The organism is Oscillatoria sp. CS-180 (assembly GCF_028330965.1).
GTDB lineage: Bacteria > Cyanobacteriota > Cyanobacteriia > Phormidesmidales > Phormidesmidaceae > Halomicronema.
The window spans coordinates 1-23,524 of sequence record NZ_JAQMUB010000064.1 but is presented as its reverse complement, the minus strand read 5'-3'; the positions used below and the strand labels follow the sequence as shown (position 1 = coordinate 23,524).

Genomic DNA, 23,524 nt, shown 5'->3' with positions numbered 1-23,524 from the left:
GACATTTGGCAAGTGATCTCAGACAGCAGCGGAAGTAGTTTTCTGAAAGGAACTCTAGGTCTTCGACTCGGTTCTGAGAAAACGGGACTATCCCCCTCCATCAGTCTCAGACATGCCGTCCCTTAACCTGTTTACGAGAGGAGTCGCAGACATGAATCTGGATTGGCTGCAACCGGCAGAGCGTGTGCGTCGGCTGCCCCCCTATGTCTTTGCTCGTTTAGATGAGCTAAAGGCAGGGGCGAGAGAGCGAGGGCTAGACTTAATTGATCTGGGGATGGGTAATCCAGATGGGCCAACTCCTGAACCTGTCGTTGAGGCCGCATATCGGGCAATTCAAGATAGTGCTAACCACGGCTATCCACCTTTTGAAGGCACGGGTAGCTTTCGGGAGGCCATCACGCGCTGGTATCACCGTCGCTATGGAGTCACGCTGGACTCAAACGGCGAGGCATTACCCCTCTTAGGTTCGAAAGAAGGGTTGGCACATCTGGCGATGGCGTTTATCAATCCGGGAGATACGGTCCTGGTGCCGACTCCGGCCTATCCGGCCCATTTCAGGGGACCTGCGATCGCGGGCGGCAAAATTGTCGATATTCCGCTCAGCATCAAGAATGATTGGCTGATTGATTTAACGACCATTCCAGACGCGGTTGCCGAGCGAGCTAAAGTTTTATTCTTCAACTATCCCAACAATCCAACAGCAGCAACTGCGCCCCGTGAATTCTTTGAAGAAATTGTCGCCTTTGCTCGCCGATATGAAATTATGCTGGTCCATGATTTGTGCTATGCCGAGCTAGCTTTTGACAATTACCAGCCCACTAGCCTACTGGAGATTCCAGGTGCTAAGGATATTGGGGTCGAGTTTCACACATTATCCAAGACCTACAATATGGCGGGTTGGCGAGTGGGATTTGTCGTTGGCAACCGTCATATCATTCAAGGACTGCGTACCCTCAAAACCAATCTAGACTATGGTATTTTCGCCGCGCTACAAAAAGCTGCTGAAACTGCTCTCCAGCTTCCCGATCACTATCTAGAAGCCGTTCAGACTCGCTATCGAACCCGCCGCGATTTTCTAATTCAAGAATTTGCGTCGTTAGGCTGGACTGTTCCCAAAACTCGCGCCACGATGTATCTCTGGGCTGCTTGCCCACCCGGCATTTCTTCAACCGACTTCGCGCTGTCGGTTTTAGAGCAGACAGGAGTTGTGTTGACACCTGGCAATGCCTTTGGCCGGGGCGGAGAAGGGTATGTGCGCATTAGCTTGATTGCGGATTGCGATCGCTTAGGTGAAGCCATGAATCGCTTGCGACAGGCTAACATTCGATACGAACCCGTTACGGCAAAAGTTTAAGCATCAATGAGTTACCAACGGACGTGTAGGTAGATGGTTCGCAGGTTTGACCTAAGAGAACTGACCGTCTGCTATACAATCTCTCTAACACGAAGGCGATCGCAGAGCACGATAACTATGTTTAACATCGGCTGGACGGAAGTAATTTTGGTTTTGGGAGTGGGGCTATTGATTTTTGGTCCTAAAAAGATTCCTGAATTGGGCAGTGCTTTGGGTAAGACACTGCGAGGCTTCCGAGAAGAAATGAATAACGACGCCCCCGAGGATGAGACAGCCTACTTGGAAGACGAAGAGGACGACGATCGCTAAGCACAACTCTTTGAAGTACCTCAGCTCTTTTCTATCCCAGAGCACGCTATGGCTTGGATTACTTCAGCGCATATTTGCGAACTGCCACCAAACTTCCCATCAGGCCGACAATGCAGCCCAGTCCTAAGAGTGCTGAGGGAAGAAGCAAAGCTTGTTGAGCGGTAAGCTCCAGTCCGTTCACAACGAATTGGATGAAATCGGGCTGTTGGTTAACGAGTTCACGCAGGAATCGATGAATTCCAGTCAACAAGCTCCAGGCGACGCCTGCACCAACGAGGCCGAAAAAGGCACCCTGCAGGATAAACGGTAGATAAATCCAGATATTGGTTGCTCCTACCAGCTGCATGACCTCAATTTCGTGGCGGCGGGCCATGACGATGAGACGAATGGTGGTGGTGATAACGGCGATCGCAGTCAGACTTAAAATGCTGACGACAACAACGCTGGCCCAGCGTAGTCCGTCGTTGAGCTGCTGCAAACGCTGCACAGCCTCATCAACATAAAGGACTTCATTAACGCCTTCCATGTCAGACAGTTGGGCGGCCAGGGTAGGAACAGCTTCAGAGCGACTGGCTTTAACTCGTAGCGCATCAACTAGCGGATTCCCCTTCAGCTGCTCAGTCGCTCCGGCGATATCTGAAATGCCTAAATCCGAAACTAACTCTTCCCAAGCCACTTCCTTGGAAATCGATTCGACTGTAGTAACTTCTGGCAGGGCTGCTACCGTATCCTGCAACGAATCAGCCTGAACCCCACTATCGAGATAGACCGAAACTTCGAGCTGACTGCCAAATTGGTTTAAGAGTCCTTCTAGCTGCCAACTGGCTTGCAAGCTCACGCCAAACAGGAACAGAAGAACAGTCATCGTGCTAATGGCGGCCCAGTTCATCCAGCCACCGCGCCGCAACCCTAACAGGGTTTCTCGAATCAAGTAGTCAGCCTTGGTAAATGCTTTTAGCATCAGAGTCAACCAGGGAAAAAAGCCAATAATCCTGAAAATGACCGCGTTGTTCTTGAGATAACGTTTGTTTCAGCTAGGGTCGCTTAGAAACCATTGCCTAACTTTACAAACCAGCCGAAAAAATCCACGTCGTTCAAGTTCGTCGAAACACAGACACCCTGGGACATCAAGTCGGCCCAATCTCTTGCCTCGGCATATACGGTTCCGATGCAAGAGCATGGATTAAATTAGGCGGGGATAGCAGGTCTTGTCAAGCGTATGCAGCGATCGTTCACACACGGGAATTATCCAATTGATCCCATAGATGGGGTGAGCAACACCTATCCTGCACTAATTGTAGGGTGTGGAGGGTTCTATTTGGAGACGTCGTTGGAATCCCTCTGTGCCGCCCGTGGAAAGGCAGATTTACAATAAATGGTATAGGGTAAAAGCCAACTACTGCTGGGTTAGCAATTGTCCATTGGGTTTGACGTAGCCCCAGCGATCGCCCACTTGAACTCTGGCTAATCCTTCTGAAAATGGCCCTGCATTTTGGAAGATCGGCTCAATCACCATCTTGCCACCTATGTCTACATAGCCATACTTGCCCTCGATCTGCACAGCAGCTAGCCCTTCTGAAAAATCAGCGGCGTAGCTAAAGTTTCCAGAAACAGCCATTTCTCCAGTGCGATCAATGTAGCCCCATTGGCCTCTCTGCAGAACGACGGCTCGGTCTTCCGAAAAGTCTGAAGCGTAGTCAAACTGAGGTGGAATAGCCTGCTCACCGTCAGGACTGATAAAGCCCCATTGGCTCCCTTGACGGACACGTGCAAGTCCTTCTGAAAAGGTAAATGCGCCATCAAACGTTAGAGGAATAGCGATATTGCCATCAGGGGCAAGATAGCCATACTGATTATCAACTTTGACGACCGCACGCTGATTGGAAAACTGCCAGGCGTCTTTGAACTGGATAGGAATTGCAAAGTCACCGTGTTGATCAACATAACCATATCGATTATCCTGCTTGACGACAGCTAGGCCCTCGGAAAAGCTCTCTGCTAAAACAAATTCGGGTTCAATAACCCATTGACCTCGGGTATTGACGAATCCATATTTCTCCCTTCCTTGGACAGCGGCAAGCCCTTCTGAAAAGGACTTTGCTTGCTTGAACTGCACCGCGATCGCCCAATCCCCTGAAACATCGATATAGCCGTGGTATTCGCCAGCACGGGCGATCGCAAGCTCCTCAGAAAAATTGCCAATGATGCCAACGTTAGGGTCTGCAATTTCAGTGATCAAGACGCCTTTGTGATCGATGTAGCCTAGTTTCTCTCCAAGGCGAACGGCAGCGGTTCCTTCAGCAAAGTCAGCCGCTGTCTCAAACAGTAGTGGCTCTGGCATAATCTGAGACGCTTCAAGAGAGGTAGGTTTTATGAACTTTACCATCACGGACGCAGGGTGTTCAGAATTCGTAGAGGCGCTGACCCAACCACTACAACTGGCGATCGCCAAAAGGCTACATCCCATCGCGGTCCATCCAAGCAAATTAGACAGCATAGATATTCATGTGTAGAAGCGATTGATCCATTTCAATTTCCAACTTGACGGAAATAAAGTGAAAGAGCGCTGAATTGATACAAACCGTTTTAGTTCTGGGCGAATATCACGCTCTTACAAGTTTCTTCATAGAATTACACGACAGAATATAGCCATCTCAGATAATTTCTGGGGGTCAGGAGGCTTTTTGAATAGGGTTTTTCCAAGGAAACTTGATTCAGATCCCAATCTAGGATCGCTATAGTCCTTTTCAACAGGGACATCGCTATTGTTTCAGACCTATCAATGATTATGAATAATTTGCTAGCGTATAAAACCAATTGAAGTCTGATGGAGCGTAGAACACTTGAGCGTTGATCCGGTGGTTCCTCCAGTTCCCAATTCTCAGCTGGTTTCGGGGCGATCGCCGCTCGTCATTGGTGGCGTCAATATTTCCCCAGGCAAACGGACCAAAGTGGAGATTCCGGTAGCGCGACTGCCCACTGGCACGACGATGTCTCTCCCAGTTGCCGTCGTTAGGGGGCGATACCCTGGCCCATGCATCTGGCTAAGTGCTGCCATTCATGGGGACGAACTCAATGGGGTAGAAATCATTCGCCGTGTCATTCACACGATTAAGCCGTCCTTTCTCCACGGAACGGTGCTAGCTGTTCCCGTTGTCAATATCTTTGGATTAATCGAACAGTCCCGCTACTTGCCAGACCGACGTGATCTGAACCGCTCCTTTCCGGGTTCCTCACGGGGATCGCTGGCCGCCCGTTTAGCCGCTATTTTTATGCGAGAAGTCGTGAGCCACTGTACCCACGGCATCGACCTACACACAGCCGCCATTCATCGCGACAACTTTCCCCAAGTTCGCGCCAATCTGAAAGATCCGACAACGCACCATTTTGCCAAAGCTTTTGGTGCCCCGATTATCATTCATGCGGGTACAAGAGATGGCTCCTTACGAGAATCAGCCGCTCAACGCAACATTCCAACACTACTTTACGAAGGTGGCGAAGCCCTAAGATTTGGTGAAGAGGCCATTCGCGTGGGGGTCGAGGGGATTCGGCGATCGCTAGCCTACTTAGACATGTATACCTTGGATGCTCCTCCTCAGGTCGTGATTCCGGTTGAGTCTTATGAAACCCGCTGGATCAGAGCTTCTCGGGGGGGATTGTGGCATCGTCAAGTAACCTTGGGCCAGCGAGTTAGTCCCAAAGATTCATTGGGATTCATCACTGATTCTTTTGGCGAAAAGCCAACACCCGTGAGGAGTCCGGCAGATGGCTGGATCATCGGCCATAATCAAAACCCGCTGATCCACCAGGGAGATGCCTTAGTTCATATTGCTAAATCTGAATAGGCGATGATGAATGACCTTTGAGTACCGTCGAACCATTTGCTTCGCAGAGACAGATGCCGCCGGCGTAGTCTACTTCTCTAGAATTTTCAACTTCTGCCATGAAGCGTATGAAGCGTCGCTGCAACAGACGGGGATCAACGTCCGCACCTTTTTCAGCCGAGGTGAGACTGCTGTTCCCATTACCCACACTGAAGCTGACTTCCATCGTCCGCTCTTGTGCGGGGATGGGATCACCATTCAACTGGTACCTATCCAAACTGCGCTTGACAGTTTTGACATTCGGTACACGGTTCTTCAAGAGACCGGTAAAACGGCGGCGATCGCCCTCACCCGCCACGTCTGCATTGAGACCGCTACTCGTCAGCGGCAACCGTTGACGGAGGAACTGACTCAGTGGCTTCAGCAATACGGGTCAGCGTAGCTACAATCCAGTCGCGGATGTCAGCGCGATTGACTTTGCCTTGTGCAGTCCGAGGTAAAGACGATTGGGTGAACCAGTGTTTTGGCAGCTTGTATGGACTGAGGTGAGATTTGAGGGTCTGTGCGAGGCGATCGCTAGACCATCCCCAAATCTCCGGCACAACAACCGCAACAACTATCTCTCCCCAGTCCTCATCCGGCACACCAACAACCGCCACGTCTTTGACCAAGCCCGTTTTGAGAATCGCAGACTCCACTTCCTCTGGCAGCACTTTTTCTCCCCCGGTCATAATCAGCCCCTTTTCCCGTCCCATCACATGAAGAATGCCTAGATCATCCCAATAGCCGAGATCTCCGGTAAGAAACGGCGAGTTAAACGGTTTTTGCCAATAGCCCTTTGCTAACGAAGTCGCCTGAATTGCAATACGCCCTGATTTACCTGCTGCTAAAGACTGTCCAGCCTGATCGACGATGGTGATTTGAGCATGAGGTAGAGCGCAACCGCTACCCGCTCGCCCGGCAAGAAATTGCTGAGGTAGCAAAGTGGCAACTTGTGATGCTGTTTCGGTCATGCCATAGGTCGGCGCTAGGGGTAGTTGGCAGGCCCGAGCCTCCTGAAGCAAAGTCGGCCAAGTAGGGGCACCTCCCAGCAAAACAGCAGTGAACTGCCGCAACCAGGACGTAAAGTCGCGATCGTGCTTCAACAGACGCTGAAGCTGCGTAGGAACCAGAGACAGGAAACCGGAAGGCAGAGACGTTTCGATGGGGCCTTCTTTCAAGAGCATTGGAAATGATTGAACAACCAGTTGTCCACCAGATACCCAACATCGCATGGCCTGCATCAGTCCACTGACATGAAACAGCGGCAACACACAATATGCATTCACGACATCGCTTTGAAAATGCTGCCGAAACCCTTGCACTGAAGCCATCAAAGTCTGCCAAGTATGGACCGCAAATCGAATATTGCCAGAGGAGCCTCCTGTGGGAATCAAAATTTGAGTTTCGGTTGTTGTGAGTGTCTCAGCCGGATACGGAGAAGCCGTCTCGCTAGTTCTCGCAATGGTATTGATAATCTGAGAATCGCCCACTATGTAGGACTGGTCCGCAACCAGCTCAGGACACTGCTCATATACCTGCTGCCATTCGCGCTGTCCCCACCGAGGATCTGCCAACCAGAGGCGACAGGGGTGCTGACAGGCGGCTAGGAACGCTGCTAGAAATCGGACGGGTTCGGCATCTATCAAAAGAACGTCGTTAGGACTCTTCACTTCGAATTCAGCCTGGAATTCCTGCAAGTATGGCCAAAATCGGGCCGAATCCGTACCCAAGAGCCATAGCGCGCCCAATCGCTGCTGAAGTAGGGCAGTAGCTGTCATAATTGATTCCATACAGCAGCCTCACTGAGCAGATGCCAATCGTCTGCAAACCACTGGCTAACACCGAAGCCTATCGCTCGTTTTGGCATTCCCAACTGCCAAATGTGTTGAGCCAGCTCCATAGCGCGATGAAACCCCACAGGTGTTTCTAGGGCTGAAGAGAAGACAATATCGAGGCGATGCTGACGGCAGAAACGGCTTACTCGATGGGAAAAACCCAGAATCGCAGGTTTCACCACATAGATCACCCGATCGCCCATTTGCTCATAGACCTGCTGAAACTGTTGAAAAGTCGCCACAGATTCATCTAGCGCGATCGCCGTTTCAAAATTCACAGCCCGTTCGCTTACCCAGGTCAAAACACTGCTTGGCGGTAGGGGCTGTTCCATAAACTCAACTTTGCCTTGAGTGCGATCACATGCTCTCAGCCAGCTTTCTGCCTCCTCTGGCATCAATCCACCATTGGCATCCAATCGCAGACGCGCCTCGACGGGTAACACCTCAATCAACTGTTTAAAGAGGGCTAGCTCATCGGCGATCGCAGCTACCCCGATCTTCCATTTGAAAGTACGGTGTCCTTTTTCCCAAAGTGGTTGCCAGGTGTTGAGCGCCTTCACACCAGCCGGTAGCAAGGCACAGATAACCCTAGGGGATGGGAGCACGTCAGTCTTCAAAACACCGTTGTCCTGACCAAAGCCTGAGTGGTTACCAACACAATTAAATCCAAACTGACAAGCGGGCAAGGTATCGGGGATCGCGATCGCCTGCTTAGGTAAGAATTCACGCGGCCACTGCTGACAAAACGCTTGGGCTTGCTCTAGCGTCTCCGTACCAAACCAGGGAAGCGGCGCGATTTCTCCAAAGCTCACCTGCCCCTGATCGTCTTCAAAGCGCAAGATAATGCCTTCCCGCTGCGTCCAAAGACCATGGGCTGTTGCCAATGGCTTGCGAAACGAACGGCGATAGGGGCGAAAATCCAGTCGCAGCATTTAGCGTCCCACAGGCAGTACTAGCCCTAGACTCAACAACACACCACTCCAAAAGTGAAAGCCGATCGCGTAAAACTTAGCGTTGAAGACTTTTTCAGGTGCGTTGTGATGTTTCAAAACGTGACGCGACAGTCTGACAGCTGATACGACACTCGCAAGAGAAATGATGGTCCAAAGCGGAAAATAGCCGCCTATTACAGCGAACACAATCAGCAACAGGACAATGCCGCAACACCCAGGGACCAGCCATGCACTTCGCCACGTTCCTAAGCGAACGATGGGCGATCGCTTTCCAGCAGCAATGTCATCCTCAACTTGGTGAAAGTGAGAGCAAAGCAGAACCAGCGATGTGGTAATGCCAATAATGATTCCAGCGATTTGGCTACCCACAGACCATCCCTGAACTTGACTGTAGTACGCAGCACCCACACCCAAGGGTCCAAAGCTGATAAAACAGAGAATCTCCCCTAATCCCTGATAGCCCAATCGAAAGGGGGGGCCTTGATAGGCATACCCCAGCAGACAAGCTAAGACAATCAGAAGCAAGACGGTGGGATCTTTCTGCTGGAGAGCGATCGTGACAATCCCTGCAATCCCTATTCCCAAACAGAGATTGCCACTCCAAAACACCAGGCCCTTGTTACGAGTTAAATTAACCAGCGAATGGGCTTTATTAACGTCGATTCCAGTTTCAGAGTCGAAGACATCATTACTTAAGTTCTCCCAAATGAGGATGAGAACAGCTGAGACCAGAAACGTCAAAAAGATTCCTAAGTTGAAAATCTGCGTCTCTGCAAACGCCACAGCGCTGCCGACCAAGATGGGCATAATTGCCACGCTATACATCGGTGGTTTCAGGGCAGCCAGCCAGAGTCTCCGCTGTTTGGCGTTATCAACAGAGTGCGAGTGTGGAGTCATCTCCTATCCAAAATAGTCCAAGGGCAAAACCAGCATAGATCGGTCTCGCAGCTCATAACTGGGAAATCGAAGATTTTCGATGCGATCAGGCTGATATTCCGGCAACAGCGACTAAGGTCTGCTAGCCACAGCTGTCAAGCTTGCAGCAGAGAGACATAGCTTAGCCCATCTAAGGAGCTATTCGTTAGGCAAAACTCCAGCAAAGCCTTCTTTAGCAAGGCTTTTAGCTGCCAGTAGCAGCGGGTCGTAAGACGAGTATTTGGGCTTCGTTGGAGCCTTTGCTCTGGGGGCAATACGGCAATTTTCTCTTCACCCCGCTCAGGAACGGGAACTTATTTAAGTATCAACTTTGAGCTTTGGATTCGCCGATGACTCAATCATTCAAAACTCAAAACTGAGAACTTAAAATTCATTCATTCCTCAGCCACAATCAGCCGCTCAGCCGCGAAGTCAATTTTGACTTTAACCTCTTCCCATTCCAGCTCTAACGGATCACTAGAAATGTACCAACTGATCTTTCTCTAGCTCATGTCTGACAGCATCGTGGAAGAGGTCTCGATGGCTCATACTGACTATGCTCTCATTGAGAAGAGAGAGGTAATGGGGAAAGATCAGCCCCTGCTGATAAATATTGATCAACCTTGGATCGAATTTCATCCATAAATCGCTCTGTGGAGAAGAGTTGTTTGCGCTGGTGGAGCGATCGCCGCAAGTCCACCTGCAAAGCCTCATTCCTCAGCACATTGGCAATTCTCTCAATGGCCTCAGGCTCATTTGCAAACAAAATAGCGGCGTTTTCAGCGCCTACAATTTCCACCTGGCCACCAACCGATCGAACGAAGGGGATCATATCGGCTTTGAGCATTTCAGCGATCGAGATGCCGAAGGGTTCGGGTTTGTAATGGATGCCATAACGGCAGGAGGCAACCACCTTCAGATAGTCTTGATAGGCCAAATTCTGATGGAGAAAGACCCAGTCAGCATTCTCGCGAGCCAGTTTTTGCACTTTGCGGACATAGCCATTTGCATAGACACCGCCGCCGCCACCAGTAATATGGAGTTTGACGTCAAAGCCTTTGTCTCGAATGGCTCTGAGAATCGTAATGGCCCGGTGGGTTTGCTTGGCTTCCACAATTCTGCCGCTGCATAGGAAAGCATTTTCCTTCTGTTCCCAGGGTTGAGACACAATCTCGGTCGTTACGGGTGGAAAGACGACTTGCGACTTAATGCCGTATGCTTTCTCAACCCGATCGGCGGTGAACTGAGAATTGGCGATCGAGAAATTTTCAGCCAGCTGCTCGTGAGAGAAATGAGTCCACTTCATCAACAGGTTTTGCAGCGGTTTTGCCTGGTCTGGATATCGCTCTAGAACATGGACCCAGTGCAGATACTGCATCCCTGCCACACCCATGTCCAAGGCATTGAACGTAGAAAAAGCGACATCGTACTGATGAGCAACCTGCTTAAAGCATCGAATACTCCAATAAATAAGAGCTACTCGTGTTTGCTGATTATTAGACAGTAGAAAATCAGCAGACGAGCTAGCCCACCAGTTTGGTAGTTGAGCCTGGACGTGAATAGACTTATCCGCCAACTGCGTGCAATACATCTTATCGAGCCAGCCAAAATCCACGGGCGACAACGTGTGTAGCGTCACGTCATAGTCCTCAAGGAGAGCTTGAAGGGTCCACAAGGCGACAGCCTCAGCGCCTCCTCCCAAGAAATAGGGCTGCCAAAGGGCAATTTTTTTCCTAGCACTTGTTTGCATAATTGCTCCCATTAGGCGCTGATCCCTGGAGAAATGCCTCCGTCAACCAAGCATCCAGTTTGAGGTCGTAATGGCCTGCTTGTTCCTGAGGATAGAGACCTTGTTCGATGAATTGAATAAGCTGGGGCAGCGCTTCGATGAATTGAGCAGAGTGATTGGCAGGATGAATCGTCCAAGCCTTAGGAGAGGACAGATCCGCTCGAAAGAAGTCTGTCTCCTGCAAACGCTGGCTGGTCATCGGTTCAAAGGATGCGATCGCCCCCTCAACGGAAGTCGTATTTTTTCGCAGACGACGCTCTACTTTGGCGCTGAGAGACTGTAGCGGCTTGGGCAACCACCGAGACCACATCGGCTGATATTTCCAAGACAGGGGAATAGGAGATAGGCGAGCGAACTGCCTGCGATCGACCAGATAGGCTCGCATACTAAAGACATCGTGGGCATAGAATCCCCTAGAGTCGTGGCGATAAACATGCTTCTGAAACAGTTTGCCATCTGGGTGCGGCGGACCACACAAAGGGCGCATAGCTGCGATTTCAGGAATGTCCTTTAAGAGCTGGACGGCTTCAGTAATCCAGTTAAAGTCAGGCGCTTGATACAACAGCATGTCTGCATCAAAGTGCAGGTAGCAATCTGATGCAGCCTGCTCAATGCAGTAGAGAGACGCATAAACGGTGGACCCTTTCCAGTTATGGGTATGTCCCCTCATATGACGGGCTTGCTCAGCACCAAAGTATTTTGTGTAGATTGTCTCCACTAGAGCTGGATCGTAATCAATCTCTTCGATCCGATCCATCACGCCAGCATCAACCAGCTTTTGACAAGCTTCTCGCACTTCTGACTGACTGCCCGTGCCGTAGCGCGTTAGCTTATCACCCGACAGTGGCGCAGTGTCTAGGGCTAAAACTTTTTCGACAAAGGGATAATCACACACCTTCATTTGGTGAGGAATGGTTTTAGCCAGATAAGGTAAATCCGTTCTGGCGGCCAAAATCCAGACCGAAACGGGAACTGCCATAGCGTACTCCACAAGGCTGAAAAGGCTGCTCAACAAGAGGTCAGCTTAGTCGATGAAGGCGAAGACAATCTGAGAAGGCTTACGGAAAATATCCATAGGTCGGCTAGGCAGAGCCCACTTGACCTATCATTCGATTTCAACAACTTATTGGCGTAAGTCGTAATTTATAGCTTTAGTCATCTAGGCTGGTGCACCAAGCAGCATTTGAGTGCTGAGTACATCGCCAGATGGCTCGCCGTCTTGTTCTAACGGAGCTGGCGAAGGCTATAAGAAACTCTTCTGTCTCAGAATCACCCCGGTTTCAGAATGCCCAGCCGTCTCTGTGGAATTACCAGCTGATCGAAAGCAGTTCGGAAGGGCCAGCCTTTAAAGACGAAAGGGACGCGATAATCGCGTCCCTACATGGATTCCCATAATCCACAAAGCCCTGGATATCGCAAGCCCTAGTACCGCTAAGTAGAATTCAAAATGCAGAATACTCTGCGAGAAGAGCAAGGCTCTACAAACCTAAGGCAGATAAGCTTTCCCAGTGTTTTGAATGGTGGGCCTATTTCTGCCGCAGTGTACTAGATACCCAGATGTTCTAGCTTTGAATACCGTTCTTGATCTAGTGATGGTGACTATGCCCGTGATGGCTGTGGGAATGACCGTGACCATTGCCGTGGCTATGCCCATTAGTGTGGCTATGGCCGTTTTGGTGGCTGTGACCATGACTATGGGAATGGCTATGGCTATGATGTTGGGCCTGGGCGATCGCTAATTCGGGATTCACCGCCAGAGGTTCCTCCTCAAGTAAATCACTCACCTGGGCATTCGCCCAATCGGCTGCCATCTTCATGAATGCCGGATGGTCGTTGACGCAAGGCATCTGCACAAAAGTCACATCCTTGTGCTTAGACTGCACATTCTCGATGATGTGCTCTACGTCTAACAATGTTTCATGATTTTCAGTTGCAAACCCAATGGGCATCATGACAAGGGCCTTAGCACCCAACTCAATCAAATTGTTGGCCGCTAATTTGGCATTAGGCTGCGTCCACTTAATCATGGGAGTTTGATGGTTGAGCCAACCCACTGAAATGAGAGGATAGCGATGAATTAAGCGCTCGCGAACCCGCTCGTATAGCATCTGGCTTTCATCAATACCGGAAGTGAACCCCTTAGCTTCAAAGGGGCAGCCGTGATTCATCAGAATGATGCCGATTTGAGAAGGCAGATAGGCCTGAGCCAACTCAGCCGCAATTTTTTCTTCAACCATCTGCACCATCAAATCAAGGTAAGCAGGCTCGTCAAAGAAGGACGGAATGTAGCGAACACCTTTAACCCAGTGCTCTGTTCCATCACTGAGTTGAGCTAAGGCGTTGTTCACCTGCTCGACAGCAATGCCGCTGGTAAAAATTGAATCCACAACCAGTAGCGGATAGATCAGTAATTTGCTAAATCCTTGATCTTTGATGTCTTGCAGAACCTGATGAGGCAAATAGGGTTTGCAGAAGTTGAATGCCTTGAAAACCTGAACGCGATCGCCCCACTGAGTCTGCAACTCTTTTTCGATTCCGGCTCGCTGCTTCTCGAAAATAGCGTTGTGTGGCGAGATAAATTTGTCGTGCTGATGGCTCCACTCATGCAGATCGAACGCTGCCAAGAGCTTGGCCAAGGGAGGATAAACCCAAGTCGGCACAGGAGCAAACTTAGCCGTCAACAAATTCAAAGCTTGCTCGTTGTAATTCGCAAAATCGTCATAACTTTCGACTTCTCCGTACCCAATTAGGAGAACCGCGACCCTATCTTGCTTGAGTGAAGGTTGGGTATCTGAAATATGAAGACTGGTTTGGGAGTTTTGAGTGGTAGTGACCAAAACTTTTCCTCGTTGATTCTTGGAAAATCATTCCGCATAGTCCTCGTTGGGGCTGCGGGTCTTTCCTTTATACGCTAATATCCCCCCAGGGGGGAATCAGGCTTAAGAATATTCTAAGCCTATTTGGATTGGCGAGTGGGCGCCAAACTGAGAACACGTTTCCGCCCGACTCGATTCAACCTAGGCCAAATTTGAAGGCTTTGCTTGGTTCCATCAACAACTTTTAGCAAGGCTTTTCAAAACAAAACGAGAAAACGCGCTTGCATGAATGACTCCAATGCCCCTGACAGGGCTCTACCCTTGACGAACAGGTTTCAAAAAGATCCTCATTTCTCTTTTGCCACAAAGCACATCGAGATCGCGGCAGAAGCCCTCCTTCTCAACCCTCGGCATCCCTGGATAGGGGTCAGTCTGGGAATTTTGCTCGTTTCTGTTCCGGTTTTCTTTGAAGCACCTTTGGTTCGTGTAGCACCAGGGTTCAGCGTGGCACTTACCGGAGGTTGGGTATGGCTCAGCTATCATTTGTCCCAGAAAAAGCAAACAGAATTCATAGGGGATTTACTACTGGGCTTCAGCTTGAGTTGGTTAGCCGGTGCAGTTTACTGGGGCTGGTTCCGTTGGGAACCCCTGTGGCATTTGCCAATTGAATCTCTCGGGTTACCCGTTGCTCTATGGGGGCTATATCAAGGCTGGGCTAGAGTTGGACACTGCTTTTACCTGGGATCACTGTTGGGAACAGCCGCTACCGACCTCTATTTCTACTGGATGGAGCTAATGCCCTATTGGCGCAGGTTGATGGCAGCACCGCCAGATCAAGCTTTTGACATTATCCGTATGGGGTTTGCTGAAGTTCAGACTATGGAAGGAGCGATCGCCGCTGCAACGTTTGGTTTGCTGCTGTTGTGGCTAGCCTGGATGAGTTGGCGATCAGCGCGCCGTGAAGACTGGATATTCAGCGGCACCCTCTTGGGGACGCTACTTGTTGACAGCTTATTCGTAGCTCTGGCACAGTTCTGAGTCGCTGCCTAGGAAAAATGCCACATCTTACCACTTCAAGATGTCTACTCAAGCTTCTGGCCAAGCTGACAGCTGAAGCATGTGCTCCACAACATCTCTATGGATGCTCCTAACGCTGCGAAGTAATGGCAGATGATGCAGCGGAAGGTTAAATACCTTTGGTTTACAGACCATAATTATTGCAACGCCTTTCTGACACCCCTTGTCACCCAAACATGCTCAGTTGGGCTTTACAAAAAGGGGAAGCAGTAAGCTACTCTTACAAGAAAGCGCAACACTCTACTTTGCGGCATATTCATTGTTTATGTCAGCTATAGGATTTTTATTCAGAGATTTATCAACAGTTTTTTACAAAAAGTTACAATGGAAGCATATGTTTTACGTAAGGCGAGATGACATCAATCGTGTTTGGTAACTTGCCCGTACCCGGTCAGAGTGGTGATCGCGTCGTCAGCAGAGCCGTTACTGCCGCAATTTCTGCCCTGTTTAAGCAGACAGAGAAGCTAGAAGCGGTTGTACGGGCTGAGCCGGTTGCTAAGTTGTTCCAGGGAAGCGTGGACGGCTTCGATTTTCTGGGACAGGGGCTGCTGATGTATAGCGGTCTACGTGTCCAATCGATGGAATTCTATGTTCAAGCCGTTTCGATAGACTTTGGGGCTATTTTCAAAGGTCAAGTCAAGCTCAAGCAGGCGACCCAAGCTAACATGCGGATCGTTCTGAGCGAAGAAGATCTCAATGCTTCGTTCAATACCCCATTTCTAATTGAGAAGATGCAGCAGTTTCAATTCAAGGGCGAACCGCTGCATTTTGAGAAAACTCACCTTGAGATTGTGGGCGATCGCACGCTACGGCTTTGTAGCGACGTTCGCGTTGGCCAAGCTGCTGAACCAACGACGATTGACTTCACAGCTAAAGTTGAAGTCAAAGAGCGCCGTAAGATTCAATTTGTACAAGTGACTTATGGTGAAGAGTCAGACAATAAAGAGCTGAGTGAGGCGCTTGTCGACCATTTGAATGCGCTGCTCGATTTAGACAAATTTGCCCTAGACGGGATGCAGCTCAGGGTCGATCAGCTACGGCTTCGTAACCATCAAATGACGATGTACGGCGTCGCCAAGATAACTGATTTCCCTAAACGAGCTGCTAAAGCAGCATAGAAAGGATTTAACAGATAGGCGGATACCTATAGTTTCTCGCCTCTCACCCAACCGACTTCCAGTACAATAAATAGAGTTTCCTAGTTTAAGTACCCGTGGAACACTGACGGACTTAGGCATATTGATTGACGTGGCATAAAACGGGATGGATGCAGAATCTACACTGAATCAGCTAAAGGACGCATTGCCCTCAGGACAATTACCAGATACGTACCGCGTTTATTTCAAAAATACGCTGATTGCTCTCTGCCACGCCCTTGAAGATCACATTCTCCAGAGTGCGAGTCATTTATCCGATCAGCAACCTCTGGTACTGGTAACGTTCCAGGAAGGAAAATGGTATCTGCAAGAGGCTGATCGCTACTTTGACATTGCTCAATGCTCGAAGCATGTGGCGATCGCGGCGTGTGCTGATAGTGGATTTGAAACTCACAAAACCAGCCAGCTTGATAACGTTTCGCTAGTAGAGCTAGAGCGTCAAGATAGTCTGGTAAATGAGTGGAATCTCATTATTGTGGCCCCTGGCTATACGGCTATGGTGCTTTGTCATGAGTTGTCTCAAGAAGAATATCAAGCAGACAGCCAGCCAACCAGTGATGTAGAACGTAAGTTTTATGGTCTCTGGACGTTTGATCGTACGGCGGTGGAGGCTGCGGCTTCAATCCTGATCAAGCGCATGCGGCCCTATGACGAGCTATTAGCGGATCGGCTGGAGCAAATGCAGGCCAACTTAAAGTCTTGCCCCAGCACAATTCCTGTCGACTTAACCAGCGTTGTCTCTCGAATCGTCAGCTATTTGCAGGACAGTCAAGAACATTTGATTACGGCCAATCGGCAAGCTCGTGAGCTTTGGGAGTTAGAGGGACACGCCTTACGCATCAACCGTAACCTAACCGCCAACAAGCTACAGGCTTTCTTGCGCATGGCTCAGCGAGTCGATGAGCGAGATCAAGATAATCCTGTCGCATCTCTGCAAGTTGCAGCTTTATCAGAAACGTTGGGGCAAATTTTGGATCTGCCAACGCTGAGTCTGCGACGATTACGACTAGCCGGTCTCCTCTTCAGAATTGGCTTAGCAGAAGCCCCTATGGAAGTTTTTCGACGCCCTGCTAGCCAACTTCGAGATTCGGATCTGGTCACCTGGAACAATCGCGCTTATCTCGGCGAACAGCTACTATCGGCCATGGCAGAGCTTGAACCTGTACGGGTAATCGTGGCTCACCAGCTAGAAAATTGGGATGGTAGTGGCCACCCTGATGGCCTACGGGGAGAAGAAATCCCCTTAGAATCTCGCATTTTGAGATTGGCGGCTTATTTTCAAGAACTAACCCAGCCTAGAGGCGATCGCACAGCAATGAGTCTGAGCCAAGCCCTAGAGAAATGCCATACTCACAGTGGCACTCGCTTTGACCCCGTTTTGCTAGAACACCTCACAACCGTTGTTCGATTAACAGAACTTGGCATGATGCAGCTTCCAGACCGTCCTAGTCAGTTGCCTAAAGTTTGGCTAGAAGAAGCCTCTAGCTCTGGTCGCCTGAGCTCAGATATTGCCTCATGAACGTGTCTTCCGACTTTTCCCAACTCAATCTTTCTGCCATTCGTGAAGGACAGCAGAAGGATCTCATAGAAGCTGAACTGGCTGGGGCCGATTTGGCTGGAGCGAACTTAGCAGACGTCAATTTCACACGAGCAAATTTAGCTGGTGCTGCCTTGGCTGGTGCCAATTTGCAGCGAAGTAGCTTGAGAGGCAATCTGAGAGGGGCTGATCTGAGCGGCACTGATTTGGAGAATGCGGACTTTCGGAATGCCGAGCTTCAAGGAGCCCTTTTTACGGAAGCTCGTTTTCATCAAACCAGCTTTGCCGGTGCTTTCATGGCAGGTACTATTTTGAGCAAAGCCAACCTTAATGGGGCTGATTTCAGGGGAGCTGATCTACGGGGAGCCAATTTGAGCGGCGCAAATTTACAACAGGTTGACTTTAGTAACGCCAACCTTGCAGGCGCTGACCTGTCTCAAGCCAATTTAGAAGAAGCTAACCTCAGTGGCGCAATTTTGCGAGGCGTTAATTTTTCAGACGCGAACCTGGTCTGTACTGAAGGGGAAGGGGCCGTATGGGATGGCGCGAATCTGAAAGGAGCGGCAACAGCAGGCGGCATTGTAGAAAGACTAGATCATTTTTGAAGGTGAACTCCTGTGAACTTACCTTCTTTTCTATGGCTTTGGAAAATAGCGGCTTGGTCAATGGGCCTGACCCTTGTTCTATACTTCTCGTTACTAGTCCTGGGTGGTTTGATACGCTATCGGAGACTCCAAGGAGAAACCGTACCACCGCTGCCTTCTCAGCTTAAGTTACCTACTCTGCGCCGCATTCATGTTGGCCTAGGGACCCTGCTAGTCCTAGCTGTTCTGCTGCTACTAACGATTGGAATTGTCGGCACTCTAGGACACTTTGGAAATCTCGGCCACTCAGTACATCTGCCCGTCGGACTAACGGTCGTGAGTCTCACTCTGGCATCTGCCTGGTCAGCAAAACAGATTAACCACCCTCAAAAGCCATGGGCACGATCGCTTCATCTCACTATTAATGGTCTGCTATTTCTCGCCCTTGCGTTGGTTTCTTGGTCCGGGTGGGTTGTTGTTCAAAAATATTTGCCGTAGGGGTGCGATGTTATCGCACCCCTAACCCATGAACGTGCTTAGCTCCACTTCTGAGCTACGAGTTCAGCCAAGTCAACCACACGTTGGCTATAGCCCCACTCATTGTCGTACCAGGCGACGACTTTAACTAGGTCACCACCTAAGACGATGGTCAGACTGGAGTCAACAATGGAGGACTCATCAGTCTTTCGATAGTCAATGGACACCAAAGGTAAGGTGCTGTAGCCCAAAATCCCTTTTAGTTTGCCTTCAGCTGCCGCCTTAAACGCATCGTTAATCTGCTGGGCGATCGCAGGCTTTTCGATCTGCGCGACAAGATCCACGACAGAAACGTTAGGAGTAGGAACGCGCAGGGCAATCCCGTTCAGCTTGCCTTCAACCGCAGGATAAACCTTAGCAACAGCTTCGGCAGCACCAGTTGTCGTTGGAACAATGTTCAATGCAGCAGCACGAGCCCGGCGTAAATCGCGGTGGCTAGCATCTAGCAAACGCTGGTCACCGGTGTAGCTGTGGGTTGTCGTCATTGTTCCTTTCACAATGCCAAAGCTCTCATGAAGGACTTTGACAACAGGCGCTAGGCAATTTGTTGTACAACTTGCATTACTGACAACATTGAAATCGCTAGGGTCGTAATCCTCATGATTAACACCCATGACGAAAGTACCGATGCCACTTCCCTTACCAGGGGCCGTAATCAAAACTTTCTTGGCACCTGCCTCAATATGGCGAGAAGCACCTTCTACGCTGCGAAAAACCCCAGTGGACTCGACCACTAGGTCAATCTCCCATGCTTTCCAAGGAAGATTGTTTGGGTTGCGGTCAGAGTAGCACTTGATAGTTTTACCATTGACGATCAGGCTATCTTCACCAGCTTGCACATCAGCATCTAAACGACCCAACATAGAATCGTACTTCAACAGATGTGAATTTGTTTGGGGATCAGACGTATCGTTAATAGCAACGATATCAAGTTGACTATCTTCACGAGTCAACCAGCAACGCAGAAAGTTCCGCCCGATACGTCCAAAACCATTAATTGCTACTCTAATCACTGCGCTTTACCCTCTGTGCACTCAAAGACTCAATAGGTAACATTTCCTAGACGAAAATATCATATCGCAAAGCCTGTACCCATTTATAGACATCCCGTAACTGAGCGAGAGGGAATTTATAATTTGGTTCCAAGTCAGATCCGGCTCGCCAATTTGCCATTGGCATTTGATTAGTGACGGGTTGAAATGGCTGAAAGCTGGCGCGTGATGAGATGTTGCTTAAAGCAGAAGACAGTATGCATTCATTGCTCAAGTTAGGGGTCAACGTTCTCCTCCCTATGAGCTATGTTGACCAAAGCTGTCCGAAACGGGTCAGAGATTGCTAACAGAATTCACACAACATTTATATAGATATCTATCGCAGAACTCGTTGTTGAATAAAGTTTCGATAGGTAACCCTAGGCAGCCTGGTCAAGTACACCTTAATGGCTTAAAAGAGCAGGGAAAAGGGAATGGGGCGCTTGACTCAAATGCCTGCCGCTTTAACTTTAGCCATTGCAAGTCACTAGGACGTGTTGACATTTCATCTGAGCCAGATGTACATCGCGCCGATGTAGGCAAAACTCAAGTAATTGCGCAGAAGCTTGTCGTAACGCATAAAAATCCGTCGGAAACGCTCAAATTTATTGAAAAAACACTCCATCAGATCACGATTGCGTATTCTCATCACTAGACGGTGGAACGTTTCGCCTAAATTCAGGGCTTTATATTCGCGCCACTCAGCCGCTTCTCCCAGTGGTGTACACAGGCGAATCATGCCGCCATCAAGGCTCATTTACTCGACGGAGACCTCACTGCTGGGCAACTCGAAATCATGACGCTCTTCCAAACGCTGCTGTGTTTTATCACTCACTTGACGTCCGGTTTGAACTTCAATTTCTTTGACGGCTTGGGCATAAGAGACAATCGCACTTTGGCGCAAACAGCAGAGTTCCAAGTGAGGACTGACCTGTTGCCGGGGCCGGACACCCAACTGTTTGGCCTGTTCACTACTGAGGGATAACCAGCCTAGAATGCTCTTTAGGTGCCGAGGGCACCCTTCGTCTGTGCCGGTGACGGTTTGGCAAAAAACTCTCCAATCACAGGCGTAACGTGCTCTTGCACTTAAGCGCGCACCGTAGATGCGATGGCTCCCAAATTCACCATCGGTTGGTCTTGCTCGCAGGCTTCGTGATACAGCAGTTCCGCGATGCGTTGACGGCACTGTGAGAGTTTTTGGCGTTCCTCCGGCGTCATGACGGCACCCCTCAAAAGTTAGCTACAGCCTCACTCTAATTTTTCTCCCAAGAAAGTGACCTGCTCCCGCTAAAAGTGGTGCTCAAAAAGAAAGATTGCTGATGCTTTGGTGGATCAAAACAGGTCAGGTCAGCCAGCGTCAAGAGCTGAACCAGCGATTCGGTCGCAGCCCCGCAACGTTGACCCGTTGGATAGCCAGCTACCGCAACGGCGGACTGTCAGCACTATTAGAGGAGAAAACAGCGCCCGGAGCGGTGCCGAAAATTCAAGGTGAGAGCTTAGAGAAACTCAAACAGCGATTGGCCTCCGAAGAGGGCTTCAGTAGCTACGGCGCGATCGTGGAGTGGTTGAAACAGGAATGCGGGCTAGAGCTCAAGTACAATACGGTGAATCGCTTTGTGCGAGAGAAGCTGAAGACCAAATTGAAGGTTTCTAGACCCCAAAGTCTAAAACAATCCCCAGATGTCGTGGAGCAGTTAAGAAAAACTTTCAACTAGTGCTGCTGGAGCTACAGACCCTGCTCAACGTTCCTCAACTGCGCTACTTAGCTCAGGATGAAAGTCGCATTGGTCGCAAAATAGAGACTCAGCGCGTGATTACAGCACCTGGGATAAAACCTAAATTTTAGTGGCATGGCCTTCTGGCTCTATGGCGTCGTCGAGCCCCTGAGCGGTTGGCAGTGGACCCAAACCTACGGCCAACTCAATCGCGAGAACTTTCAGCAATTTCTCGATGACCTTTCTCAACAATTGGGAGAGACCGTGGCCATGATGCAGGTCGATGGGGCTCCGGCCCATCGGGCCAAGAAACTCAATTGGACAGAGAACATCATTCCGATTTTTCATCCCCCTCATTGTCCCGAACTCAATGCCGTTGAACGACTATGGCAACATCTCAAAGGACAATGGAAGGGCGAAAACTTTCCGTCGTTAGAGGCTTCGGCAACGAGTAGAGCTCGAATGAAGCCAGTTGACTCTGGTTCAGGTGCAATCCTTAACATCCTTATTTCATTGTGGATGCTCTGCTACAAGCGGCTTTTTAGAACACGGTTTTTTGCTTATCATCATTTCCAGTTGGTATTGCTCACGCGATTTCTCGCCGATTGAAAATTTCTGGTCCAAGGTCAAGTCGATACTACGATCACTCGAAGCGAGAACGTAGTATCGACTTGGCTAAAACTCTGGAGAAAGCATTTGAAGCAATTTCTTTGGAAGACATCAAAAACTGGTTCGCAAATTGCTGTTACTGCACCTCTCTAGACTGAGAAAAGCTGTAGACTAAGCCACTGTTTAGACTGGTGTTTTAAAGAATTGCATAAGTCGCTCATTAAAGATGCCCTGATTTACATCTGCTCTTTTACGATGATGAGATGAGGTTTACTAGTAATCTTAGAAGACCTCAAATTTGAGCTAGGTTAAATTCTATTTTGTAGGCAATGGTAAGCAGGTAATGCACTCATCTTTCCAAAGTCTTCTCGAGTCAGTATGTGAAGCTGAGACAATTGGAGAAGCGCGAGACAAGCTTGGTGAAATATTGAAATTGAAGGGCCCTGCTACAAGAGCAGTTACCTTACGTGTATTGGCTGATTCAGCTTTTGCTGAAAGGCTGATATCGGTTCGTAATTTTCCAGATTGGCGAGACCGTCTTCTTGACGATCCCGTAAATCTAGCATTTGAACCAACGGATCAGTCGTTAGGCGAAGGTGAGGGGGATACACATTCAGTGACATCCACTGTATCAGTCATTAAAAAAAGTAGCGCGGCGTTGCTTCAATGGGGAGCAGCTGGCTTTCAAAAAACAAAACCCGAAATTGCTGAAAGGCGAAAAGCTGCGTGCTTGAGCTGTGATCAGCTGACAGAACCACCAAACTCCTTTCCCTACCAAATTGCTAGGGCTTTTGCAGATAGTGATCGGCGGATTTGCGCAGCCTGTGGTTGTGTGGTTTCCAAAAAGATTTTAATGGCAACTGAGAGGTGTCCTCTTGTAGACCCTGAGAATCCAAATCGTTCTCGATGGGGTGACGCCACAACTTAGATAGCCCTAAATTGACTAGCTGCTGTAGAGGATAGAACATTTAAGCCATCTGACTAGGAGGTGTTGACATTTCATCTGAACCAGATGTGCATCGCGCCGATGTAGGCAAAACTCAAGTAATTGCGTAGAAGCTTGTCGTAACGCGTAAAAATCCGTCGGAAACGCTTGAGTTTATTGAAAAAGCACTCCACTAGATGACGTTCACCGTAGCGATGATGATCATACTCTCACGGCTGCTGACGGTGCTGGCGAGGCGGAATCACCACTTCTATCGCCAGTCCATAAACGATTGAGCATCATAAGCCTGGTCCACTAACACCGCCTCGGCTGGGTAACTTTCCACTAATGCCAATGCTTGCGTGATGTCATGGCACTCACCCCCACTCACTCACAACTCCAAAGGATTGCCCAAGCCATCTACCCTGGCGTGTAGCTTACTGCTAAAGCCCCACGGCTGCGACCTAATCCTGCTGTGAGGCCCCCCTTTTGCACCCGCCGCGCTCGGATGCTGT

Annotated in this window: 26 protein-coding genes; 13 read left to right on the top strand and 13 right to left on the bottom strand. The window is 49.5% G+C overall.

The genetic code is table 11. The annotated features are described in order from the left end of the window. Positions 1-151: 151 nt before the first annotated feature. Together PN498_RS15270 and PN498_RS15265 are read left to right on the top strand one after the other, a co-directional pair. The gene (locus PN498_RS15270; RefSeq protein WP_272063689.1) at positions 152-1,354 is read left to right on the top strand and encodes an aspartate aminotransferase; all 1,203 of its coding nucleotides are present in this window, start codon (positions 152-154) and stop codon (positions 1,352-1,354) included. A gap of 117 nt (positions 1,355-1,471) precedes the next feature. Next, positions 1,472-1,663, top strand: coding sequence for a Sec-independent protein translocase subunit TatA/TatB (locus PN498_RS15265; protein ID WP_272063688.1), 192 nt, complete (start codon positions 1,472-1,474; stop codon positions 1,661-1,663). A gap of 58 nt (positions 1,664-1,721) precedes the next feature. Here PN498_RS15265 and PN498_RS15260 read toward each other — a convergent pair whose 3' ends face one another. Both PN498_RS15260 and PN498_RS15255 read right to left on the bottom strand, forming a co-directional pair. Continuing rightward, positions 1,722-2,624: a cell division protein FtsX gene (locus PN498_RS15260; RefSeq protein ID WP_272063687.1), complete on the bottom strand. Its 903-nt coding sequence runs from the start codon at positions 2,622-2,624 to the stop codon at positions 1,722-1,724. A gap of 435 nt (positions 2,625-3,059) precedes the next feature. Then, on the bottom strand, positions 3,060-4,004 hold the full coding sequence (locus PN498_RS15255; protein ID WP_272063686.1) for a WG repeat-containing protein: 945 nt from the start codon (positions 4,002-4,004) through the stop codon (positions 3,060-3,062). A gap of 31 nt (positions 4,005-4,035) precedes the next feature. On the opposite strand from PN498_RS15255, the gene PN498_RS15250 reads away from it, so the two are divergent. The 3 genes from PN498_RS15250 (at position 4,036) to PN498_RS15240 (ending at position 5,929) form a co-directional block, all read left to right on the top strand. Beyond that, complete coding sequence (locus tag PN498_RS15250) at positions 4,036-4,176, top strand: hypothetical protein (RefSeq protein WP_272063685.1); 141 nt, start codon at positions 4,036-4,038, stop codon at positions 4,174-4,176. A gap of 330 nt (positions 4,177-4,506) precedes the next feature. Further along, a complete protein-coding gene (locus tag PN498_RS15245) occupies positions 4,507-5,508 on the top strand; it encodes a succinylglutamate desuccinylase/aspartoacylase family protein (RefSeq protein WP_334312256.1) in 1,002 nt (333 codons plus the stop codon). A 10-nt stretch (positions 5,509-5,518) separates the two neighbouring features. Next, positions 5,519-5,929, top strand: coding sequence for an acyl-CoA thioesterase (locus tag PN498_RS15240; protein ID WP_272063684.1), 411 nt, complete (start codon positions 5,519-5,521; stop codon positions 5,927-5,929). Here the strand turns inward: PN498_RS15240 and PN498_RS15235 are convergent. The 7 genes from PN498_RS15235 to PN498_RS15205 form a co-directional block, all read right to left on the bottom strand. Next, positions 5,862-7,307, bottom strand: a complete 1,446-nt coding sequence (locus PN498_RS15235; RefSeq protein ID WP_272063683.1) for an AMP-binding protein — start codon at positions 7,305-7,307, stop codon at positions 5,862-5,864. The genes PN498_RS15240 and PN498_RS15235 overlap by 68 nt on opposite strands. After that, a complete protein-coding gene (locus tag PN498_RS15230) occupies positions 7,304-8,296 on the bottom strand; it encodes an o-succinylbenzoate synthase (RefSeq protein ID WP_272063682.1) in 993 nt (330 codons plus the stop codon). Before PN498_RS15230 ends, PN498_RS15235 begins: the two co-directional genes overlap by 4 nt. After that, positions 8,297-9,214, bottom strand: coding sequence for a 2-carboxy-1,4-naphthoquinone phytyltransferase (gene menA, locus PN498_RS15225; RefSeq protein WP_272063681.1), 918 nt, complete (start codon positions 9,212-9,214; stop codon positions 8,297-8,299). A 413-nt stretch (positions 9,215-9,627) separates the two neighbouring features. Further along, positions 9,628-9,696 carry a hypothetical protein gene (locus tag PN498_RS15220; RefSeq protein WP_272063698.1) on the bottom strand — a complete coding sequence of 23 codons (69 nt, stop codon included), beginning with the start codon at positions 9,694-9,696 and terminating at the stop codon, positions 9,628-9,630. Positions 9,697-9,794: 98 nt separating this feature from the next. Further along, positions 9,795-10,982 carry a glycosyltransferase gene (locus PN498_RS15215; protein WP_272063679.1) on the bottom strand — a complete coding sequence of 396 codons (1,188 nt, stop codon included), beginning with the start codon at positions 10,980-10,982 and terminating at the stop codon, positions 9,795-9,797. After that, positions 10,966-12,000: a hypothetical protein gene (locus PN498_RS15210; RefSeq protein ID WP_272063678.1), complete on the bottom strand. Its 1,035-nt coding sequence runs from the start codon at positions 11,998-12,000 to the stop codon at positions 10,966-10,968. The genes PN498_RS15215 and PN498_RS15210 overlap by 17 nt, the downstream gene beginning before the upstream one ends. A gap of 607 nt (positions 12,001-12,607) precedes the next feature. Beyond that, positions 12,608-13,858, bottom strand: a complete 1,251-nt coding sequence (locus tag PN498_RS15205; RefSeq protein ID WP_442951425.1) for a ferrochelatase — start codon at positions 13,856-13,858, stop codon at positions 12,608-12,610. A gap of 300 nt (positions 13,859-14,158) precedes the next feature. On the opposite strand from PN498_RS15205, the gene PN498_RS15200 reads away from it, so the two are divergent. From PN498_RS15200 to PN498_RS15180, 5 genes are all read left to right on the top strand, one after another. Then, positions 14,159-14,875, top strand: a complete 717-nt coding sequence (locus tag PN498_RS15200) for a DUF3120 domain-containing protein (protein ID WP_272063677.1) — start codon at positions 14,159-14,161, stop codon at positions 14,873-14,875. 392 nt (positions 14,876-15,267) lie between these two features. Then, positions 15,268-16,032 (top strand): LmeA family phospholipid-binding protein, encoded by a 765-nt coding sequence (locus tag PN498_RS15195; RefSeq protein WP_272063675.1) that lies wholly within the window; start codon positions 15,268-15,270, stop codon positions 16,030-16,032. A 145-nt stretch (positions 16,033-16,177) separates the two neighbouring features. Then, the gene (locus PN498_RS15190; protein WP_272063673.1) at positions 16,178-17,590 is read left to right on the top strand and encodes an HD domain-containing phosphohydrolase; all 1,413 of its coding nucleotides are present in this window, start codon (positions 16,178-16,180) and stop codon (positions 17,588-17,590) included. Next, positions 17,587-18,213, top strand: coding sequence for a pentapeptide repeat-containing protein (locus tag PN498_RS15185; RefSeq protein ID WP_272063672.1), 627 nt, complete (start codon positions 17,587-17,589; stop codon positions 18,211-18,213). Before PN498_RS15190 ends, PN498_RS15185 begins: the two co-directional genes overlap by 4 nt. Positions 18,214-18,225: 12 nt before the next feature. Beyond that, positions 18,226-18,690: a DUF4079 domain-containing protein gene (locus tag PN498_RS15180; RefSeq protein ID WP_272063671.1), complete on the top strand. Its 465-nt coding sequence runs from the start codon at positions 18,226-18,228 to the stop codon at positions 18,688-18,690. 38 nt (positions 18,691-18,728) lie between these two features. Here the strand turns inward: PN498_RS15180 and PN498_RS15175 are convergent, their stop codons facing one another. From PN498_RS15175 to PN498_RS15160, 4 genes are all read right to left on the bottom strand, one after another. Next, entirely contained in the window at positions 18,729-19,742 is a 1,014-nt protein-coding gene (locus PN498_RS15175; RefSeq protein ID WP_272063670.1) for a type I glyceraldehyde-3-phosphate dehydrogenase, read from the bottom strand. Positions 19,743-20,265: 523 nt separating this feature from the next. Further along, the gene (locus tag PN498_RS15170; RefSeq protein WP_272063669.1) at positions 20,266-20,517 is read right to left on the bottom strand and encodes a hypothetical protein; all 252 of its coding nucleotides are present in this window, start codon (positions 20,515-20,517) and stop codon (positions 20,266-20,268) included. Beyond that, positions 20,518-20,715, bottom strand: coding sequence for a hypothetical protein (locus PN498_RS15165; RefSeq protein WP_272063668.1), 198 nt, complete (start codon positions 20,713-20,715; stop codon positions 20,518-20,520). 131 nt (positions 20,716-20,846) lie between these two features. Then, positions 20,847-20,978: a hypothetical protein gene (locus PN498_RS15160; RefSeq protein WP_272063666.1), complete on the bottom strand. Its 132-nt coding sequence runs from the start codon at positions 20,976-20,978 to the stop codon at positions 20,847-20,849. A 101-nt stretch (positions 20,979-21,079) separates the two neighbouring features. On the opposite strand from PN498_RS15160, the gene PN498_RS15155 reads away from it, so the two are divergent. From PN498_RS15155 to PN498_RS15140, 3 genes are all read left to right on the top strand, one after another. After that, positions 21,080-21,475 carry a helix-turn-helix domain-containing protein gene (locus PN498_RS15155; protein WP_272063664.1) on the top strand — a complete coding sequence of 132 codons (396 nt, stop codon included), beginning with the start codon at positions 21,080-21,082 and terminating at the stop codon, positions 21,473-21,475. A gap of 135 nt (positions 21,476-21,610) precedes the next feature. Beyond that, positions 21,611-22,084, top strand: coding sequence for a transposase (locus tag PN498_RS15150; RefSeq protein WP_272063663.1), 474 nt, complete (start codon positions 21,611-21,613; stop codon positions 22,082-22,084). 343 nt (positions 22,085-22,427) lie between these two features. After that, positions 22,428-23,012, top strand: a complete 585-nt coding sequence (locus PN498_RS15140; RefSeq protein ID WP_272063662.1) for a hypothetical protein — start codon at positions 22,428-22,430, stop codon at positions 23,010-23,012. The last annotated feature ends 512 nt before the right edge of the window (positions 23,013-23,524 follow it).

Coding starts and splice junctions, on each gene's coding strand:
- PN498_RS15150 (WP_272063663.1), top strand. CDS start 21,611: ATGGCCTTCTGGCTCTATGGCGTCGTCGAGCCCCTGAGCGGTTGGCAG.
- PN498_RS15215 (WP_272063679.1), bottom strand. CDS start 10,982: ATGCAAACAAGTGCTAGGAAAAAAATTGCCCTTTGGCAGCCCTATTTC.
- PN498_RS15265 (WP_272063688.1), top strand. CDS start 1,472: ATGTTTAACATCGGCTGGACGGAAGTAATTTTGGTTTTGGGAGTGGGG.
- menA (WP_272063681.1), bottom strand. CDS start 9,214: ATGACTCCACACTCGCACTCTGTTGATAACGCCAAACAGCGGAGACTC.
- PN498_RS15240 (WP_272063684.1), top strand. CDS start 5,519: ATGACCTTTGAGTACCGTCGAACCATTTGCTTCGCAGAGACAGATGCC.
- PN498_RS15255 (WP_272063686.1), bottom strand. CDS start 4,004: ATGCCAGAGCCACTACTGTTTGAGACAGCGGCTGACTTTGCTGAAGGA.
- PN498_RS15270 (WP_272063689.1), top strand. CDS start 152: ATGAATCTGGATTGGCTGCAACCGGCAGAGCGTGTGCGTCGGCTGCCC.
- PN498_RS15250 (WP_272063685.1), top strand. CDS start 4,036: ATGAACTTTACCATCACGGACGCAGGGTGTTCAGAATTCGTAGAGGCG.
- PN498_RS15160 (WP_272063666.1), bottom strand. CDS start 20,978: ATGACGCCGGAGGAACGCCAAAAACTCTCACAGTGCCGTCAACGCATC.
- PN498_RS15235 (WP_272063683.1), bottom strand. CDS start 7,307: ATGACAGCTACTGCCCTACTTCAGCAGCGATTGGGCGCGCTATGGCTC.
- PN498_RS15185 (WP_272063672.1), top strand. CDS start 17,587: ATGAACGTGTCTTCCGACTTTTCCCAACTCAATCTTTCTGCCATTCGT.
- PN498_RS15190 (WP_272063673.1), top strand. CDS start 16,178: ATGGATGCAGAATCTACACTGAATCAGCTAAAGGACGCATTGCCCTCA.
- PN498_RS15230 (WP_272063682.1), bottom strand. CDS start 8,296: ATGCTGCGACTGGATTTTCGCCCCTATCGCCGTTCGTTTCGCAAGCCA.
- PN498_RS15195 (WP_272063675.1), top strand. CDS start 15,268: ATGACATCAATCGTGTTTGGTAACTTGCCCGTACCCGGTCAGAGTGGT.
- PN498_RS15210 (WP_272063678.1), bottom strand. CDS start 12,000: ATGGCAGTTCCCGTTTCGGTCTGGATTTTGGCCGCCAGAACGGATTTA.
- PN498_RS15140 (WP_272063662.1), top strand. CDS start 22,428: ATGCACTCATCTTTCCAAAGTCTTCTCGAGTCAGTATGTGAAGCTGAG.
- PN498_RS15260 (WP_272063687.1), bottom strand. CDS start 2,624: ATGCTAAAAGCATTTACCAAGGCTGACTACTTGATTCGAGAAACCCTG.
- PN498_RS15170 (WP_272063669.1), bottom strand. CDS start 20,517: ATGAGCCTTGATGGCGGCATGATTCGCCTGTGTACACCACTGGGAGAA.
- PN498_RS15155 (WP_272063664.1), top strand. CDS start 21,080: ATGCTTTGGTGGATCAAAACAGGTCAGGTCAGCCAGCGTCAAGAGCTG.